This is a genomic window from Paraglaciecola marina (assembly GCF_004360155.1).
Classification (GTDB): domain Bacteria; phylum Pseudomonadota; class Gammaproteobacteria; order Enterobacterales; family Alteromonadaceae; genus Paraglaciecola; species Paraglaciecola marina.
Genome location: NZ_SAIS01000011.1, coordinates 80,847 through 99,186 on the forward strand (window position 1 = coordinate 80,847; position 18,340 = coordinate 99,186).

The 18,340-nt window shown below is 40.9% G+C and carries 15 protein-coding genes; 6 read left to right on the forward strand and 9 right to left on the reverse strand.

Annotation, left to right across the window (positions count from 1 at the left end; genetic code table 11):
- Positions 1-41: 41 nt before the first annotated feature.
- From EOK74_RS15460 to prmB, 4 genes are all read right to left on the reverse strand, one after another.
- Complete coding sequence (locus EOK74_RS15460) at positions 42-248, reverse strand: cold-shock protein (protein WP_133470935.1); 207 nt, start codon at positions 246-248, stop codon at positions 42-44.
- Positions 249-577: 329 nt separating this feature from the next.
- Positions 578-1,738: an MFS transporter gene (locus EOK74_RS15465; RefSeq protein WP_133470936.1), complete on the reverse strand. Its 1,161-nt coding sequence runs from the start codon at positions 1,736-1,738 to the stop codon at positions 578-580.
- Positions 1,739-1,776: 38 nt separating this feature from the next.
- Positions 1,777-2,877 carry a chorismate synthase gene (aroC, locus tag EOK74_RS15470; protein ID WP_133470937.1) on the reverse strand — a complete coding sequence of 367 codons (1,101 nt, stop codon included), beginning with the start codon at positions 2,875-2,877 and terminating at the stop codon, positions 1,777-1,779.
- 94 nt (positions 2,878-2,971) lie between these two features.
- Entirely contained in the window at positions 2,972-3,925 is a 954-nt protein-coding gene (prmB, locus tag EOK74_RS15475) for a 50S ribosomal protein L3 N(5)-glutamine methyltransferase (protein ID WP_133470938.1), read from the reverse strand.
- A gap of 89 nt (positions 3,926-4,014) precedes the next feature.
- Here prmB and smrB point away from each other — a divergent pair, with 89 nt between their 5' ends.
- Entirely contained in the window at positions 4,015-4,590 is a 576-nt protein-coding gene (smrB, locus tag EOK74_RS15480; RefSeq protein ID WP_133470939.1) for an endonuclease SmrB, read from the forward strand.
- A gap of 73 nt (positions 4,591-4,663) precedes the next feature.
- On the opposite strand, the gene EOK74_RS15485 is transcribed toward smrB, so the two are convergent.
- The 5 genes from EOK74_RS15485 to EOK74_RS15505 form a co-directional block, all read right to left on the reverse strand.
- Positions 4,664-6,598 carry an ankyrin repeat domain-containing protein gene (locus EOK74_RS15485; protein ID WP_133470940.1) on the reverse strand — a complete coding sequence of 645 codons (1,935 nt, stop codon included), beginning with the start codon at positions 6,596-6,598 and terminating at the stop codon, positions 4,664-4,666.
- Between the two features lie 159 nt (positions 6,599-6,757).
- The gene (locus EOK74_RS15490) at positions 6,758-7,672 is read right to left on the reverse strand and encodes an alpha/beta fold hydrolase (protein ID WP_133470941.1); all 915 of its coding nucleotides are present in this window, start codon (positions 7,670-7,672) and stop codon (positions 6,758-6,760) included.
- An 83-nt stretch (positions 7,673-7,755) separates the two neighbouring features.
- Positions 7,756-9,555, reverse strand: coding sequence for an acyl-CoA dehydrogenase C-terminal domain-containing protein (locus EOK74_RS15495; RefSeq protein ID WP_133470942.1), 1,800 nt, complete (start codon positions 9,553-9,555; stop codon positions 7,756-7,758).
- Between the two features lie 69 nt (positions 9,556-9,624).
- Positions 9,625-10,806, reverse strand: coding sequence for an acetyl-CoA C-acyltransferase (locus EOK74_RS15500; protein WP_133470943.1), 1,182 nt, complete (start codon positions 10,804-10,806; stop codon positions 9,625-9,627).
- 55 nt (positions 10,807-10,861) lie between these two features.
- Positions 10,862-12,913: a 3-hydroxyacyl-CoA dehydrogenase NAD-binding domain-containing protein gene (locus EOK74_RS15505; protein WP_420818932.1), complete on the reverse strand. Its 2,052-nt coding sequence runs from the start codon at positions 12,911-12,913 to the stop codon at positions 10,862-10,864.
- Between the two features lie 329 nt (positions 12,914-13,242).
- Between EOK74_RS15505 and EOK74_RS15510 the strand changes: the two genes are divergently transcribed.
- From EOK74_RS15510 to EOK74_RS15530, 5 genes are all read left to right on the forward strand, one after another.
- On the forward strand, positions 13,243-14,163 hold the full coding sequence (locus EOK74_RS15510; protein WP_133470945.1) for a haloalkane dehalogenase: 921 nt from the start codon (positions 13,243-13,245) through the stop codon (positions 14,161-14,163).
- Positions 14,164-14,176: 13 nt separating this feature from the next.
- The gene (locus tag EOK74_RS15515; protein WP_133470946.1) at positions 14,177-14,935 is read left to right on the forward strand and encodes an SDR family NAD(P)-dependent oxidoreductase; all 759 of its coding nucleotides are present in this window, start codon (positions 14,177-14,179) and stop codon (positions 14,933-14,935) included.
- A gap of 60 nt (positions 14,936-14,995) precedes the next feature.
- On the forward strand, positions 14,996-16,639 hold the full coding sequence (locus tag EOK74_RS15520; RefSeq protein ID WP_133470947.1) for a long-chain-fatty-acid--CoA ligase: 1,644 nt from the start codon (positions 14,996-14,998) through the stop codon (positions 16,637-16,639).
- Positions 16,640-16,882: 243 nt separating this feature from the next.
- Positions 16,883-17,575, forward strand: a complete 693-nt coding sequence (locus EOK74_RS15525) for an aspartate/glutamate racemase family protein (RefSeq protein WP_133470948.1) — start codon at positions 16,883-16,885, stop codon at positions 17,573-17,575.
- Between the two features lie 276 nt (positions 17,576-17,851).
- Complete coding sequence (locus EOK74_RS15530) at positions 17,852-18,313, forward strand: Hsp20 family protein (RefSeq protein ID WP_133470949.1); 462 nt, start codon at positions 17,852-17,854, stop codon at positions 18,311-18,313.
- Positions 18,314-18,340 lie beyond the last annotated feature (27 nt).

The window sequence follows — 18,340 nt, forward strand, 5'->3', positions numbered from 1 at the left end:
CCCTTAGGTTTGCTTTTTTCTGGAATTTAATTATTTAATAATTAAAGTACAGTAATGTTCTCAGCTTGAGGACCTTTTTGGCCTTGAGTTACAGTGAACTCAACTTTTTGGCCTTCAGCCAAAGTTTTAAAGCCAGTACCGTTGATAGCACGGAAGTGAGCGAAAACGTCAGGTCCATTTTCTTGTTGAATGAAACCGAAACCTTTAGATTCGTTAAACCATTTTACTGTACCAGTAGTTGTAGACATAGTCTTTCCTATATTTTTCAAGAGTAATTTTGTCTCCGAAGAGACGTTGTTTTTGCTGAAGCTTGTTGCAATTACTTATGAGCTACAAGACGAGGTACTACAATGGAACATCGAAACCATGTACATAAATATTAAACTTACTTTCAAGCATGGTTAGTATATCTGTCAGGTTCCGCAGGTCAACAACTATCGTCAATGAAACTGGTCTAACAAGGCTTTTATTTCAATAAGTTAGTCACAAAAATGCAACATTGCTACTATCCCTGTTTTTCAATCAAGCGCTGACTAAATGGTCAGCTTTTTTATCCGCATTAAGAATAACCCAATGTTTACATACGTTTAGAGCAGATTGGAAGTAAGCAACAGGCAGCCACCAATGCAGATATTGCAGCTAAGGTAAATGAGAGTTCTGCTCCTGCACCTTGATTCCAAAGGCTTCCAGAAAAATACCCTCCAGCTGCACCGCCAATTCCAAATGCGAAACTAATGTAAATAGCCTGCCCTTGACTTTGGTCTTTAAGGCCAAAATAATGGTGAATAAAGTGCATTGAAGCGGCGTGAGCCAAGCCAAAACTGAAGGCATGTAAGCATTGAGCTGCAACTAAAAAGATGGGGCTAGCTGCAACCGTGGCTAATAGGTACCAACGTAAAGAAGTAAAAAGAATGCTCGTCAAGAGCACCCATTTAACCCCAAATCGATTAATTAACTTGCCAGCCTTTAAAAAAATGAGCACTTCAGCAGCCACACCTAAACCAACTAACCAGCCCGTCGCCTGCCCGCTATAACCAAGATCACGCATATATAATGCGAAAAATCCATAATAAGGTCCAAAACTTAGCTGCAACAAAATGGCAGAGGCAATAAAGCCATGAAACACCGGCTGCCTAACTTTACGCCAGATGGATACTTCATCTTTTGCTGTATTGACGTCACGCTTCGGCTCTATCAAAAACAGTGTCACCATAAATAGTGATGACAAAACTACCACTCCAACAACTAGCGGCGCTTCAGATGAAAATATATCTATCATCTTACCAGTGAATATTGTCAGCAATATGTAGCCAATACTGCCCCACAGCCTAATGTATCCATACCGAACGGGGTTCGCTCTGACACAATTAAGGGTAAGTACTTCTACTTGAGGTAAAATCGCCGTCCAGAACATCATCATTAAAGAAAAGCTAATAGTCAGGTACCAAAAGCCATCCACCCAAAACGCTAATGTAAACATACTCAGCGTTAATAGCGCCCCTAATTGTAATAACCGCAAGGACTTGCCTGTACTATCAGCTATGGCCGCCCATAGATTTGGCCCAGCTATTCTTGCAAAGGTTATGAGAGCAAAGAGTTCACCAATTTCTTTAGATGAAAAACCGCGGCCATCTAAAAACACCCCTAAGTAAGGGATGAACACCCCAAATTGACCAAAATAAAATAGGTAGGTAAAAGCGAGTAAAATTAAATTGCCAGAGGAATAGGCTGAGCGCATTAATGCTTACTCGAATTAGAAAAGGTTAAAAAGACAGGCTAGTCAGCCTGTCCGGGTATGATAGGTGTTTGGCTTTGTACATCAGCATTTTGGCCTCTGTGACGTAATAAGTGGTCCATCAAAACTAAAGCCATCATAGCTTCGGCGATAGGTACAGCTCTAATTCCTACACAGGGGTCGTGTCTGCCTTTAGTGATCACTTCAGCGGTTTGCCCGTTTATGTCTATGGTTTCACCGGGAACAGAAATACTAGAAGTAGGTTTTAAGGCCATGTTTACCAGTAAATCTTGACCAGTGGATATTCCACCTAACACGCCACCAGAGCGATTAGATTTAAACCCATCTGGGCTTAGTGTATCTCTGTGCTCACTGCCCTTTTGCTCTACAGTAGCAAAGCCATCGCCAACTTCTACTCCTTTAACTGCATTGATCCCCATCATGGCATGGGCTAAATCAGCGTCTAAACGATCAAATATTGGCTCGCCTAATCCTACTGGCATATTGGTAGCGACAACTGAAACTTTGGCACCAACTGAGTCTCCTTCTTTTTTCAAATCGCGCATGTAGGCATCAAGTGCTGCTAACTTGCTCTCATCTGGACAAAAGAAGGCATTAGTATTAGTAATAGTATGGTCAACAGTTTCTACTTTAATTGGCCCTAGTTGCGACAAATAACCATGAATTTCAATACCGTGATGCTCTTTTAGGTATTTTTTCGCTACTCCACCAGCGGCCACGCGTATTGCTGTTTCGCGAGCAGAAGAACGCCCACCACCTCGGTAATCTCTTAGTCCATACTTTTGCTGATAGGTGTAATCTGCATGGCCAGGTCTGAAGGTATCTTTAATCTTAGAGTAATCATTACTACGCTGATCAGTATTGTTGATTAACAACCCTATACTGGTACCTGTAGTTTTTCCTTCAAACACACCAGACAAAATTTTCACTTCGTCTTCTTCACGTCTTGCAGTGGTGTAACGAGAGGTTCCAGGTTTTCTGCGATCTAAATCAACCTGCAAATCCTCTTCAGAAATGTCTAATCCTGGAGGGCAACCATCGATAATGCCACCTATCGCAATACCATGGCTTTCGCCAAAGGTGGTCACTGTAAATAATTTACCGAAGGTGTTACCTGCCATAATGTCTGACTCCTATTCTTAAATATTTTATTTTCAATATACCCCAATTACCTAAAAATGACTGATTTTCTAGGGGTGTTGTTATAAGTCTATTTTAATGGTCTACCGAACGCCAGTATTCAACTAATTCATTCTTGCTTATAGCAAAAACGCCATGGCCGCCATTCTCAAACTGAACCCAATGGATCGGCAGCTCTGGATAGCGGGAATACATATGCACCTCACTATTGCCTACTTCAACGAACAACCAACCATTATCTTTTAGATGACTCGGTGCCTGACGTAAAATATTGTCCACTAAGTCCAAACCATCGTTGCCTGCAGCCAGAGCTAACTCAGGTTCATGATGAAACTCTTCGGGTAAGTCTCCCATGTCTTCAGCATCAACATAAGGCGGGTTACTTACAATCAAGTCATACTTTTGCCCTTGTAAAGCCCCCATTAAATCCGAGTATATTGGAAACACCCTATGGCTTAATTCATGCTCATTTATATTCAGCTCTGCAACTTCAAGGGCCTCAGGGCTAATATCAACAGCGTCTACTTGGGCTTCTTCAAAGGCATATGCAAGTGCGATAGCAATACAGCCACCGCCAGTACATAAATCTAAAACATGTTGAGGCTCTTCGTCTGTCAGCCAATCTTCAAACTGATTTTGAATCAGCTCTGCAAAGGGTGAGCGTGGTATCAGCACCCTCTCATCTACATAAAAAGGTAAGTTACAGAACCAAGCTTGATTAGTTAAATAAGGCACCGGGATGCGCTCTTCAACGCGACGTTTTACCACTTCAATAATTTTGAGTTTTTCTAGCTGTGTTAAACGGCTATGGAATAATTGATCACCGGTTTGTAATGGCAACTCTTGGGGTAAATGTAACAGCTGCAATACTAAACTTACCGCTTCGTCCCAAGGGTTGTCGGTACCATGCCCATAAAATAATCCAGCCTGATTAAAACAACTGACAGACCAGCGCACCATGTCTAACATAGTGTGTAAATCTTGTACGGATTGTTCAATACTTTGCTCTGAGAAGGTATTTTGGGTCATAAGCTCGCTTATTAAATCTGTTTCTATCGATATTCTCATATAGCAATGTTTGTTATGCTACATGGAAATTGATACTTATTTTGTAATGAATGAAAAACACGCCATCTCGTAACCAAACTCAAACTGATTTAGAAGAAGAAAATCTTTTTAAAAAAGAGTTTAAAGACATCGCGCCGATAAAGCAGGACAAAATACCGCCTCAACGCTTTTCCAGCAAGCAGAATTGGAATACAAAGCAAAAAAATCAAGCCTCGCAGGCTGAAATGCGTCAAGCCGCTGCTGCTTTTGAATTTTCAGACGGGTTTGAAGGCCATTTTGAAGTTGACCAGCCTCTTAAATACATTAAGCCAGAAACCGATAGCCACGAAGTAAAACGCTTACGCCGTGGCGACTACCCACCAGACCTAATTTTAGATTTGCACGGTTTAAAAAAGGAAGAAGCCAAACACGAAGTGGCAGCGCTAATTCATGCGGCGCAAAAGCAACATGTATATTGCGTGAGTATCATGCATGGCAAAGGTACTTATACCCTCAAAAAAGCCATACCTAATTGGTTGATACAGCACCCTGCCGTGATGGGCTTTCATCAAGCCCCAAAAGTATGGGGCGGCCAAGCTGCAGTGCTGGTGCTAATTGACTTACCTTTACATCACGCAAAGTATTAGCACGCTAACACACCTAATCTACTCGCGCTAAATTCACCAGCCCAAACTAACTTCCCTATCTGAAGCTTCAATATCACCTAACTTTTGGAAGAGATGTGTCAGTCTTAGCTGCCAATTGAGGGTGTCTTGTAACTAACTCTTGGTATACCTGTGGTGAAGTTAGTGCTAAAACGGCCATTCTCTGAAGATGAAACTCATCTATTTCAGGGGAGTACCTCATTAAAACATCAACTATGGGAATAATATTTGTATTAAAATTTTCACGATATCGACTTTCATTTAATGCGGCATGTAGTGGATCTTCACCAAACGAAGTTATCACAAAGGGCGCATTTTCTTGTTGCAAATACATCACTAATTGAAGATCACCACTGCGAACAGCGTAATATAATAGCGTTTTATTTCTTACGTCCTGTCCTAATAAATCATAGCTAGTATCGTTTAATTGCTGGATTTTCTGAAGATTTAAAAGGCGGTAATTTTTCAGGTTTAGATATTCAATTTTATCTACCATCAAATCACTCGCAACCAATTCATCATAGAAACTAATGTTATAGAGGAGAATTTGAATAAACACCCAATTTTTATTAGCGTCTGTTAAGTCTAAACTTAAAAAGTAATCAATAACTTGGGTGAGCTTTCCAGCATTTAGTGGCCGAAAAACATTATAAGGCACATCTACATACATTTGCATGTGCACATACCTATCATTTTTTACTCTATAAAAATCAACCAAGTACGGGTCTATATCTGACAACAGAGTTTCTATTTCTGTTGGGCTATACTCATTGTTTTCGGTCAGCTCATCTATGATTTCTTGAGACTGTTTAGGCTGCCATTTTTCTGCAATCGTCTTTTTAATAAGAGCACATGCAGCTAAATGAGGATTGATATCTTTCAACTCAAACTGTTCAAGAATATAGGTCTGGCGTTCATCTTTAAGAGCAATTAGTAATTCATTATCTTCATTTAAATATAGTGGGGATTCTGTTTCAATACTTGTTAAATCGAGGCCATATTCATTCATAATATGTTCTATTTTCGCTTTATCAAACTCATAATAACGACGAGGAAAATCCCCTTCTACTTTGAGATAAGTTTTTGTCTTAAACCTAGCTTTAGCGCCTTTATTTTTCAATAATTTGATAATTTTCACCGAGTCAGCTATCTCTTCAGGTGTAGCTCTCCCCCATAGCTGAGCCAGAGCCCATTCCATCGATGAACCTAAATATTTATCTGATGTAGGCATTAGCCCAATATTTAGTAGATGGTCAACCACCAATAAGCGATTGGCGTCAATTGCATAGTCTAATATCGAGATTGCTTCTAGTTTGTCGTAACCAACGATGACATTGGGGTTATTAACTGCGTCGATCAAAGCCAATATATCTTGGTCTTCAATATTTTTTTGGTTAATAAAATAAGCAAGATCATCAATACTGGGAGGCGAGTTAGCTAAGACGGCTTGCTTTTCTTGGCGAGATAATGATCCGTAATTCTTAAAATTTGAGGCCGGTATTTTTCTTGATATCTGAAAGACTTTACTTTCAACAACTTCAGGAAAGTAGTTTTTTAACTCCTCATTAAGAACTTTATTTTTAGTAACTAATTCTGAATTAGTGCGTAATTGTTTGACTCTAAAGCTTGCAGCAAAATTGGAGTTCAAAAAATACTCTACTGCTAAGGTAATCTCATCTAGTGAATACCCCCGCGATAAATAGTTGCCCCAAGTTTCGTGTTCACTCCTTGCCCAACTATAATCATATTGACGTTTACGTTTAGTAAAGCGGTTGCAATCACTTAAGTTAGTAGAATATGGATTGTCAGCTTTAGTAACATTTGGGTATACCAACACTTGAGTATTACCAGCTTCGTTTGGAGCAACTAACTCAGATATGGCATCTTCTATTTGATTTTCATCTTCATTTATTATTGCAAATCTAAGTACACACCCAATTGCGACACCAACTATGATTAAAAATACGATTAACTTACTGCGGGTAAACATGACTTACATTCCATTTATCTCTATTCCTTAAGCTATTATCCACTGAAAACAATTAAATAGAATGACATATTTTTAATAATAAAGTTAATAAGGCAATGACCAGTTAAATAACAACCTCTCGCTTTTCTTTGGTAAAAATCAAACAAATATGCATTTAAACTACTTTATAAAAGCAGCAATTTCCTGATTTACCTCATTAGGTAACTCATGTTGTAGCCAATGACTAGCCTCGGGAAAACGCACAACTTTTACATCGGGTACATACTCTTCGATCCCATTAAGGTTTTGCTGAACAAATGCTTGATCTTGTTCGCCCCACAAAATTAAGGTTGGGCAAGTTATACGGATATTAGGGATTTTCATATTAGTAGGCGCCACTACTGGGCCATCACTTGCCTGCTTAGCACTCTCTGATGGAGCGAGTTGTGGCATGGCACGATAATATTGCAACATGCCCTCTACCGCCCCCTCTTGAGCCCATGCAGTATGATACTTGAGGCGTTGTACGTCCGTTAAGCTCCCCTGTTTCATTCCTGTGAAAATCTCACTTTTGAGATATTCAAAGTGTCTTTCTGAAAGCTTTTCAACAGCATTGGCTGCAATTAATTCATGAATATATTCACTTTTTTGTCTTTGCTTTGGGTTATTGATCATTTCTCGAGTAAAGACACTTGGGTGTGCAGCATTTAAAATAACTAAGCGCTCAATAAGATCAGAAAAAAACGCAGTTAATGGCCACGCAAGTGCCCCGCCCCAATCATGGGCGACCAAAACTACCTTTTTATTTTTAGAAATTCGCTGAATAAATTTAGCTAAAAATTGGATAAGGTTAGGGACTTCATAAAAAGACCGACTTTGTGGTTTGTCACTTAAGTTATACCCAGGTAAGTCAGCGGCTATGACTCGATAGTTTTGACTAAAATAATCGATCTGAGCATGCCATGTTTCCCAGTATTCAGGGAAGCCATGCAAAAACACTATGGTTGTTACGTCAGTATTAACCACAGGCAAAGCTGGACAGCTCTCAACATAGTGAATATTAATGTCTTGTACTTTTATATATTGATGTTTCATTACGCTACCCCTTGCACAATAAAAAAGCGAACCGAAGTCCGCTTTTTGTTTATCAGCCTAGCTAATTGCTCTAAGCAATCTGCTTAAGCAATATTAAATTGCTCTTCTTCCATACTCATTAAGTTACTTGCGCCAGAGTCCATAGACAAAGACAGTGAACGAGTCCGAACCAACAAGCGGTCAAAATAAAACTTAGCGGTGTGAAGCTTAGCTTTATAGAATTCCACATCATCAGTACCGTCATCAATTTTTTGCTGAGCAACTACTGCCATTTTCAACCAGAAATACCCCACTACTACATAACCAGAGTACATTAGATAATCTACTGACGCAGCGCCTAGTTCTTCAGGATTAGTAGCTGCACGCTGCATAATTTCTTCAGTCTTTTGATGCCATTCGTGCACATGTTTATCTAAGCTGTTTGACCATTCATTAAACTGGCTTTTGCCGCGGATACTTAAGCAGTATTCTTTCACTTCGTCAGTAAAGACACTTAATAACTTACCCTTAGAGCCAGCTACTTTACGGGCTAATAAATCTAGCGCTTGAATACCTGTAGTGCCTTCGTACATAGTACAAATACGGGTATCACGTACTAATTGCTCCATCCCCCACTCAGCTATAAAGCCGTGACCACCAAAAACCTGCATACCATAACTTGTGACTTCTTGAGCAGTTTCAGTTAAAAATGCTTTCACAATAGGGGTCAAAAATGCCAACTTGGCTTCAGCAAGCTCCTTGGCTTCTTCATTTTGACTGGCGTGGGTGACATCAACTAGTTGCATGGCGTATACAGCCAAGGCTCGATTGCCTTCAGCAAAGGCTTTTTGTGTCAGTAACATACGTCGTACATCAGGATGATTAATAATAGGATCAGCAGGACCACTTGGGTTTTTAACGCCGCTCATTGACCTAAACTGTAGACGATCCTTTGCGTAGGCCAAAGCACCTTGGAAAGCTGCATCAGAGGCAGCCAAACCTTCAAGGCCAGTGCCAATTCGAGCACTATTCATAAAAGTAAACATACAATTTAAACCACGGTTTTCAGTTCCAACCAGATAGCCTTTTGCACCATCAAAGTTAATGACACAACTTGCAGAAGCTTTGATACCCATTTTGTGTTCGATAGAACCACATGACACTTGATTACGCTCTAGTTTTTCACCATCTGGACCAGCATGAAACTTAGGCACAACAAACAGAGAAATGCCTTTAGTGCCACTTGGTGCATCTGGTAAACGTGCTATAACAATATGTACAATATTCTCAGACATATCGTGCTCACCAGCAGAAATAAAGATCTTAGTCCCCGTCAAGCTGTAACTGCCATCATCGTTGGGCACAGCTTTACATTTAAGCATTCCCAAATCAGAACCACAGTGTGGTTCGGTTAAGCACATAGTACCGGTCCATGTACCCGCTACTAAGTTGTTCAAGAACATTTTTTGTTGTTCAGGGGTGCCCCATTCTTTGAGGGTTTCCATACAACCTTGACTCAATCCTGGGTACATAGCCCAAGAGTGATTAGCCGCAGAAAACCACTCTGCAATTATACTACCTAAAGAGTATGGAAGGTTTTGACCACCAAATTCTTCTGGATGGGTCATACCTGTCCATCCACCTTCAACATATTTTTGATAGGCTTCTTTAAAACCTGTTGGCGTGGTGACAACACCATCCTCCCATTTACAGCCTTCTTGATCACCAATGGCGTTGATTGGTGCCAATTCGTTTTCTGCAAATTTGGCTGCTTCAGAAAAAATAGCTTCAACCATATCGGGAGACGCATCTTCAAACCCTAGGTCAGCGTAGTGATTTTCATAACCCAGTAATTCGTTCATTACGAACAAGGCTTCTTTTTGTGGGGCTTTATAATCTTGCATAACTTACCTCTAAATTCTTAATATTTTATTTTTTTGCTTGAGACTCAAATTCGTGGCATTCAACTAGATTTAATAAACTTCAAATAAACCAGCAGCACCCATACCGCCACCAATACACATAGTGCAAACAACATATTTTGCTCCTCGGCGTTTACCTTCGATTAAGGCGTGACCTACCATGCGGGCGCCACTCATACCATAAGGGTGACCAACAGAAATTGCGCCGCCATTAACATTTAAAATATCGTCATTAATACCTAGCTTGTCGCGGCAATAAAGTACCTGCACAGCAAAGGCTTCGTTTAATTCCCATAAACCTATATCGTTCATGGTAAGGCCGTGTTGCTTAAGTAATTTTGGAATAGCGAAGACAGGGCCAATACCCATTTCGTCTGGTTCGCAACCCGCGACTGCAATACCGCGATAAGCACCAAGAGGATTAAGGTTTTGTTGCTCTGCTAATTTGCTGCTCATGATGACACTGGCTGATGCACCATCAGATAACTGACTGGCATTACCAGCGGTAATAACCCCTCCTTCAATAACTGGTTTTAAATTTTGTAAGCCTTCTAAGGTTGTTTCCGCGCGGTTCCCTTCATCTTTGGTTAGGGTGACTTCTTTAAAGCTCTCTTCTTTGGTTTCACGATCAACAAGCACTTTAGTTGCCGTAACTGGCACGATTTCATCATCAAACTTGCCTGCAGCCTGTGCAGCAGCGGTACGCATTTGGCTCCGATAAGCATATTCGTCTTGCACATCACGATTAATACCGTAACGGGCAGCCACAACTTCAGCGGTTTGTAGCATAGGCATATAAATATTTTTATGCATTTTAGCTAGAGCTGGATCAACCATACGATGGGTGTTCATTGATTTGTTTTGTACTAAGCTGATTGAATCAAGCCCACCAGCTACCATTACGGGTACATTGTCAGTTATTACATGTTTAGCAGCAGTCGCTATAGCGTACATTCCTGAGCTACATTGACGGTCTAGCGTCATACCGGAAACCGATGTAGGTAAGCCACCAGCTAAGCCAGCCAAACGGCCTATGTTCATGCCACCACTACCTTGGGTGAGCGCACTCCCCATGATGACGTCGTCAACACTTGCTGGATCAATTCCCGACTTTTTAACGGCTTCTCGAATTGCATGACCACCTAAACTTGGTGCTTCTAAGTTATTAAATGCCCCCTTATAGGCACGGCCAATAGGGGTTCTTGCTGTTGATACAATGACTGCTTCTTTCATAATCTTCTCTTAAATAAGTAACATAATTCGTTCAATTGATAGTGAAACTGAGCCGTTATAGGTCAGAAAATCGCTTACCCTGTTCAGCTAATTTTTTCAGTAATGGTGCTGGCTCAAACCAATTTTTTCCATGCTCACCTAGTTCATCTCGATATTTACACATAGCGCTGTAGACGGTTTTCAAACCAATTTCATCGGCATACTGCATGGGGCCACCTCGATATACTGGGAAGCCATAGCCATATACATAAATCACATCGATATCACTTGACTTAGCGGCAATGCCCTCTTCTAAAATCAAGGCTCCTTCGTTGATCATTGGGAAAATAATGCGTTCGATAATCTCTTGGTCAGAGATATCACGTTGCACAACGCCTAAATCAGCAGCAGTTTGCTTAGCTAAGTCCATTACACTGGGATCAGGAATAGGTTTGCGATTGCCTGCTTCGTATAAATACACCCCTTTTCCTGCTTTTAAACCGACTCTACCTTGCTCAACTAACTTGTCAGCTAAAATACAATAGGTTGGATCGTGCTTGATAAACTCACGACGAGACTCACGCACAAAAGCACCGATATCTTGTCCTGCCATATCTCCCATGGTGAAAGGTCCCATAGGTAAACCAAAGTCGTAGATAACTTTATCGACGTTTTCTGGAGTGGCTCCTTCTAGCATCATACGATTAGCTTCACGACCGTAGGTTTCAATCATTCTGTTACCCACAAATCCGAAACAAACGCCTACTAACACAGCAACCTTGTTAATTTTCTTGGCCATTTTCATTGAAGTTTTAATCACTTCTGGTGAAGTTTTGCTGGTTTTAACCACTTCTAAAAGTTTCATTACATTGGCTGGGCTGAAGAAATGTAAACCAATTACATCTTCTGGGCGTTTAGTTGCCTTTGCTATTTCATCAATATCTAAAGTAGAAGTATTAGAGGCTAAAATTGCCCCAGGCTTGCATACTGCATCTAAAGATTTAAACACTTCTTGTTTCACAGACATTTTTTCAAACACAGCTTCTATGACTAAATCAACGTCTCCCAAATCAGCATAAGTCGTCGACCCACTCAATAAAGCCATTCTTTGCTCTACTTGCTCTTGGGTTAACTTGCCTTTTTTAGCTGAGCTCTCGTAATTTTTACGGATAAGCGCCAGGCCTTTATTTAAAGCCTCTTGCTGAAGTTCAAGCATAATGACCGGAATGCCAGCATTAGCAAAATTCATCGCTATGCCGCCACCCATGGTACCCGCACCAATAATGCCGACTTTATGAATATCTCTGACAGGGGTGCTTTTATCAAAGTCCTTTACATGGGACGCAGAGCGCTCTGCAAAAAAGAAATGTTGCTGAGCTCTAGCTTCTTTAGAGCCCATACACTCCATAAATAACTCGCCTTCGCGTTTTAAGCCCTCATCAAACGGTAAAGCTACTGACGCCTCAACGGCTTGAATACAACGCTCTGGAGCAAAGAAACCGCGGGCTTTAACGGCTAAACCTTTACGGTATTGCTCAAAAAGCTCTTTCGGGGCGGAGCTTGCGTCAACTTGCACATCACAGGTTTTGCGAACTTGACTGCCTTTAGCGACAACCTCTTCACAAAAACCTATAGCGCGAGTTAATAAAGTTTCTGGAGCATCAACCACAAGATCAAATACACCAGTTAACTTTTTAGCCGCCACAGGGCGACCCGAAACAATCATATCTAGTGCTTGCTGAACACCCGCTAACCTAGGAAGACGTTGTGTACCCCCTGCGCCAGGTAAAATACCTAAGTTGACCTCAGGCAACCCGACTTTGTTACTCGCGAAAGTAACTCGATAATGGCACGCCAGTGCAACTTCAAGTCCACCACCAAAAGCGGGGCCATTTAAAACAGCTACCACAGGTTTAGACGAGTGTTCGATAGCATCTAATACAACTGGTAAATTAGGTTCTAAATCACCACCAGAAAATTCACTAATATCTGCCCCTCCAGAAAACAAATTCTGCTTTGATGAAATAACAATAATATCAACCGATTCATCTGCCATCGCCTTATTTAGGTTTTCAAGTAAACCTACTCTGACAGATTTTGATAAAGCATTAACAGGAGGATTTTGCATCCATAAAGTGGCCACTTTTTTTGAAGCAGGTGTATCAATTACTTCATAGGCTACAGCTTGTAAGTCATTTTGATTCATAAAAGTTCTTTACCGATATAGAGTGATGGCAGAATACTAGGCCACCTAAATCAATCATTCTAATTTATTGATTTTATACAATAGAATAACCTGAAGTTATTACACTATATTTACAATTATCTTCTCGAAAACGCCATACATTCACTGAATCAATAGCATTTCATCACTTTGCACTAGTTGACTTTAAAGCTTGCATTTGATTTTCTATCGCAACAATATTTTTACAACTAATTCACATTGCGAGATTGAACGTGCAATTTAAAACCACGCCAGAAAAAAGTTTTAAGAACATAAGTGATTATCAATATCAAGCTAACTATTTGAGTGTCGAGGATACTGAGAGCGGTTTCTTAAACCTTCACTATGTTGACGAAGGCCCAAAAAATGGTGAGCTAGTCTTAATGTTACATGGGGAGCCTAGCTGGGGTTATTTATATCGAAAAATGATAGGACCTCTAGTTTCTAAAGGTTACAGAGTGATTGCGCCAGATTTGATTGGATTCGGAAAATCAGATAAACCCACTCAAAGAAAAGACTACACCTATCAACGTCACCTTGACTGGACTCGTCAAGTATTGGTGCAGCTAGAACTTAATAACATCACCTTAGTCTGCCAAGATTGGGGAGGATTATTGGGTTTACGTTTAGTGGCTGAACACCCCAAATTATTCGCTAGAGTCTTAGCTGCAAATACGATGCTACCAACAGGCGACCACCCGCCCAGTGAAGCGTTTTTAAGCTGGCAAAAATTTTCACAAGAAGTAGATATGTTTCCAGTATCGGGGATCATTAAAGGGGCCACAGTCAGTGAGTTAAGCAAAGATGTGCTAGCAGCATATGACGCTCCTTTTCCTGACGAATCATATAAAGCAGGCGTTAGACAGTTTCCATTATTAGTACCGATGAGTCCCAATGATCCTGAAAGTGCCAATAACCGCTTAGCATGGCAAAGTTTACAAGCATTCAACAACCCTTTTTTAACCGCCTTTAGCGACACTGATCCAGTCACGGCAGGTGGAGACAAAATCATTCAGAAACTCATTCCAGGTTGTGCCGGACAAAACCACACCACTATTAAAAACGGTGGTCATTTTTTACAAGAAGACCAAGGAGAAACACTCGCAAAAGTACTTTTAGAATTCATGTCTTCTAACCCAATAACTCAGAAATAATAGGACCATAAAAATGGATGCATTATTAGATTTCAGCGGTAAAGTAGCCACAATTACCGGAGCCGGAAGTGGCTTTGGGCGCTTGTTAACACAAGGCTTAGCAAGTAGAGGTTGTAAGTTGGTAGTAAGCGATATTAACCAACAAAGGCTAAATGAAACACTCGCTTTGGTAGAGAACAAAGACAATGTAGTCACCATGCTTTGCGATGTCGCTAAAGAACAAGAATGTAAAGCTATGGCCGATACTGCAATTGACAAATTTGGTCGACTGGACATTGGTGTGAATAACGCCGGTATTGCACACGCAATGACACCTTTACATTTGTTGTCAGAAGATACTATGGATAGCCAATTTAACGTCAATGTGAAAGGCGTTCTTTACGGCATGAAATACCAAATTGCTGCCATGCTCCCCCAAGGTGAAGGCCACATTTTAAACTTAAGCTCGATGGCTGGAATAGGCGGAGCGCCTAAAGGTGGAGCCTACGCCGCAGCCAAACATGCGGTTGCTGGACTGACCCGCACTGCAGCAGTTGAGTACGCCAGAAAAGGAATTAGGTGTAATGCTATATGCCCTTTTTACAGTCCAACCGCAATCCTAGGCGAGTTTGCATCAGCTGAAGGCCAAGCACAACTCGCCCGGGGAACACCAATTAAGCGCCTTGCCGACCCTCAAGAAATTGTGAATGCCATGTTGCTTATATTATCTCCAGGCAACTCTTACATGACAGGACAAACCATAGCGATTGATGGTGGTGTGTCTGCTTGGTAGACACGCAAACTAAACAAAATATAAAGAACAAAAAATTCGAATTATTTACAAGGAGCCCTTATGCAAGCCTTAATGATGAACTCTCAGCTGATGATCTCTTCTATCCTCAGACATGCAGACAGAAACTTTCCTGATACAGAAATAGTATCAGTCACCGCAGATAACCCTAGGCACAGACATACCTATAAAGACTTTGCGAACCGTAGCCGCCAACTGGCCAATGCATTAATCAAATTAGGTGCAAAGTTTGGGGACCGTATTGGTACTCTAGCATGGAACGATTACCGTCATTTAGAGCTATACTATGCAGTCTCTGGTAGTGGCATGGTATGCCATACCATCAACCCTAAGCTATTTCCTGAGCAAGTTAATTATATTATCAATCACGCTGAGGACCGCTTCATATTTGTTGATTTATTAGTTGTACCTTTACTTGAAGCATTGCAGGCTCACTTACCTAAGGTTGAGGGATATGTAATTTTAACCGATGAAGCTCATATGCCAGATACGTCCTTGAAGAATGTTATGTGTTACGAAACATTATTAAGTGAAGAGTCTTCTGAATTTGAATGGCCTGAGTTCGATGAAAATACAGCCAGTGCCATGTGTTACACCTCAGGTACCACAGGTAACCCCAAAGGTGTGGTTTATAGTCACCGCTCAACCTTGCTGCACGCTTGGGGTGGCAGCATGCCCGATGTAGTCGCAGCATCTTATAAAGAAACCACACTTCCTATTGTTCCTATGTTTCATGTTAATGCTTGGGGGGCACCTTACGCATCTCTGATGGCTGGTTCAAAAATGGTGATGCCTGGCCCCAAGATGGCCGATGGCGAAGTACTCCAGCATTTAATTGAATCAGAACAGGTCACCTTTAGCTCTGGCGTTCCTACAATTTGGTTAGGATTACTTGATTATCTTCAAAAAACAGAAAAAAGCATTCCCTCATTAAAGCGTGTTAGCGTAGGCGGAGCAGCCTGTCCTCGTACCGTTATTGAGCGTTTCAAACATGCCCACGACGTTGAAGTCATTCAAGGCTGGGGAATGACAGAAACCAGCCCGCTTGGCTCAATATTTTGTCGTAAATCTGGAATGGAAAACCTTTCAGAAGAAGAGATTATCGACATTCAGTGTATGCAGGGCAGAGGCGTGTTTGGACTTGAGATGCGTATAGTAGACGAAAACAACAACGAACTGCCTTGGGATGGTGTGGCCTTTGGTGCACTTAAAGTAAGAGGACCTTGGGTATCTAGTGGCTACTATGGCATGTCTCAAGAACCAGGAAGCCAAGGTTGTCCTGTAGATGAGAAAGGTTGGTTTGATACTGGGGATGTTGCCACTATTAACCCACAGGGTTATATGCAAATCACTGATCGTACCAAAGATGTTATTAAATCAGGGGGAGAATGGGTCAGCTCAATTGAAATAGAGAACGCAGCCGTCAGCCACCCTGCCATCGCAGAAGCCGCTGCGATTGGCCGCTATCACCCGAAATGGACTGAGCGTCCTTTACTCATTGCGGTTAAAAAAGAAGGCGAACAAGTCACCACAGATGAGGTGCTAGACTTTTTAAAAGACAAGTTACATAAATGGTCGATGCCCGATGACGTGGTATTTATGGATGAACTCCCCCATACAGCAACCGGTAAACTTAACAAGCTATCCTTACGTAAGACTTTAGAAGGGTATGAATTTCCTAGTTAAGACATATTAAAATTTAAGGGGAGTATTTCGGGCACTTAGGTGCCCTTTTTTATGGGTAAGTACAACGCCCTCTTTTAAATAACCCAACAAGATGGTTTTCATAGACACTTTGGGCTGGCTATTTTACAACAAAATAAACCTTTTACCGATTTGCTTTAAGTTAGAGATAGTTATTTACTAGTTCTTTTTAGGTTTAAATCACGCTATCGTAATTTATAAAACCTTCAAACCATAGGAAACACATTGAAAACTATAGGATTAATTGGTGGTATGAGCTGGGAGTCGACAGCGAGTTATTATCAACAACTGAATCAAGGGATAAAACAGCAATTAGGAGGGTTACATTCGGCTAAAATAGTTATGGTAAGTGTAGACTTTGCTGAGATTGAAGCGCTACAACATAGTGGTGATTGGCAAAAAACGGCAGAAATACTCGCCGGGGCAGCTCAATCACTAGAGGCAGCAGGCGCTGACTTTTTTCTTATTTGTACCAATACAATGCACAAGGTTGCCGACTATATAACTAACTCAGTTAATATCCCCTTGCTACATATTGCCGATGCCACAGCTCAAAAACTAACAATAGACAAAATAACCACTGTCGGTTTGTTAGGGACAAAGTTCACTATGGAGCAAGACTTCTACAAGCAACGTATTATCGACAATTATGGTATAGATGTAATCGTGCCATCTGATGAAGAACAAAGTCTAATTCACTCAGTGATCTACCAGGAGTTATGCTTAGGAAAGGTGTCTAGTTCATCGCGCGAGCGTTACCTTAAAGTCATTGAAAACTTAGTTGAAAGGGGTGCCGAAGGAGTGATATTAGGATGTACTGAAATTGGATTACTCATTGAAAATCAGCATACCAACACCCCACTTTACGACACTACAAGCATTCATGCATTGGCGGCAGTGAAACAATCTTTAAAATAATTAATAAAAATTATTCTATATTTATCAACAACTTAAAAAATAATTTTAATTTTTTTGCTTTTTCTATATTGAAAAAAATTAGCTTATCTACATATCTATTATGTCGACGCCGCAAGGGTTGACACAAAAACACAAGAGGTGTTTTTGAGTACCAGACTTAACATTAAGTAGGTGCTTCCCATAGTGGGAGGGTGACAAGGAAAGCTATACCAGTACGCCGCCGATTTATCGGGGCAACTTAACTTTTTATATTGCTTAATTTATGAGGATATACTTATGCGTAACATCGATCTATCTCCACTTTACCGTTCATTCATTGGTTTCGACCATTTAGCTTCCATGATTGACACGGCGTCACGAAACGAAAAACAATCATCTTACCCTCCCTACAACATTGAACTGTTAGCTGAGGATAAATATCGCATTACTATGGCAATTGCTGGCTTTGCTAAAGATGAGGTCAGTATTGAAGTACTCGAAAACACCTTACAAGTGATTGGTACTAAAAAGCCTCAGGAAGGCTCAGAAAATACTAAACCAGAAGAGCGGAAGTTCTTACACAAAGGCATATCAGAGCGAAGCTTTGAGCGTAAATTCCAACTAGGGGATCACGTTAAAGTACTTGCTGCTGACTTAGAGCATGGTTTACTGCATGTTGATTTAGAACGACTAGTACCAGAAGCGAAAAAGCCACGAAAAATTGAAATTGGCAGTAAACTTATAGAAAACAACGAATAAGCTTCTCCCTTCCCAATTTTGTGTGTA

Excerpts from the sequence above, each read along its gene's own strand:
- EOK74_RS15460 (WP_133470935.1), bottom strand. The coding sequence starts at position 248 with ATGTCTACAACTACTGGTACAGTAAAATGGTTTAACGAATCTAAAGGT.
- EOK74_RS15465 (WP_133470936.1), bottom strand. The coding sequence starts at position 1,738 with ATGCGCTCAGCCTATTCCTCTGGCAATTTAATTTTACTCGCTTTTACC.
- aroC (WP_133470937.1), bottom strand. The coding sequence starts at position 2,877 with ATGGCAGGTAACACCTTCGGTAAATTATTTACAGTGACCACCTTTGGC.
- prmB (WP_133470938.1), bottom strand. The coding sequence starts at position 3,925 with ATGACCCAAAATACCTTCTCAGAGCAAAGTATTGAACAATCCGTACAA.
- smrB (WP_133470939.1), top strand. The coding sequence starts at position 4,015 with ATGAAAAACACGCCATCTCGTAACCAAACTCAAACTGATTTAGAAGAA.
- EOK74_RS15485 (WP_133470940.1), bottom strand. The coding sequence starts at position 6,598 with ATGTTTACCCGCAGTAAGTTAATCGTATTTTTAATCATAGTTGGTGTC.
- EOK74_RS15490 (WP_133470941.1), bottom strand. The coding sequence starts at position 7,672 with ATGAAACATCAATATATAAAAGTACAAGACATTAATATTCACTATGTT.
- EOK74_RS15495 (WP_133470942.1), bottom strand. The coding sequence starts at position 9,555 with ATGCAAGATTATAAAGCCCCACAAAAAGAAGCCTTGTTCGTAATGAAC.
- EOK74_RS15500 (WP_133470943.1), bottom strand. The coding sequence starts at position 10,806 with ATGAAAGAAGCAGTCATTGTATCAACAGCAAGAACCCCTATTGGCCGT.
- EOK74_RS15505 (WP_420818932.1), bottom strand. The coding sequence starts at position 12,913 with ATGCAAAATCCTCCTGTTAATGCTTTATCAAAATCTGTCAGAGTAGGT.
- EOK74_RS15515 (WP_133470946.1), top strand. The coding sequence starts at position 14,177 with ATGGATGCATTATTAGATTTCAGCGGTAAAGTAGCCACAATTACCGGA.
- EOK74_RS15520 (WP_133470947.1), top strand. The coding sequence starts at position 14,996 with ATGCAAGCCTTAATGATGAACTCTCAGCTGATGATCTCTTCTATCCTC.
- EOK74_RS15530 (WP_133470949.1), top strand. The coding sequence starts at position 17,852 with ATGCGTAACATCGATCTATCTCCACTTTACCGTTCATTCATTGGTTTC.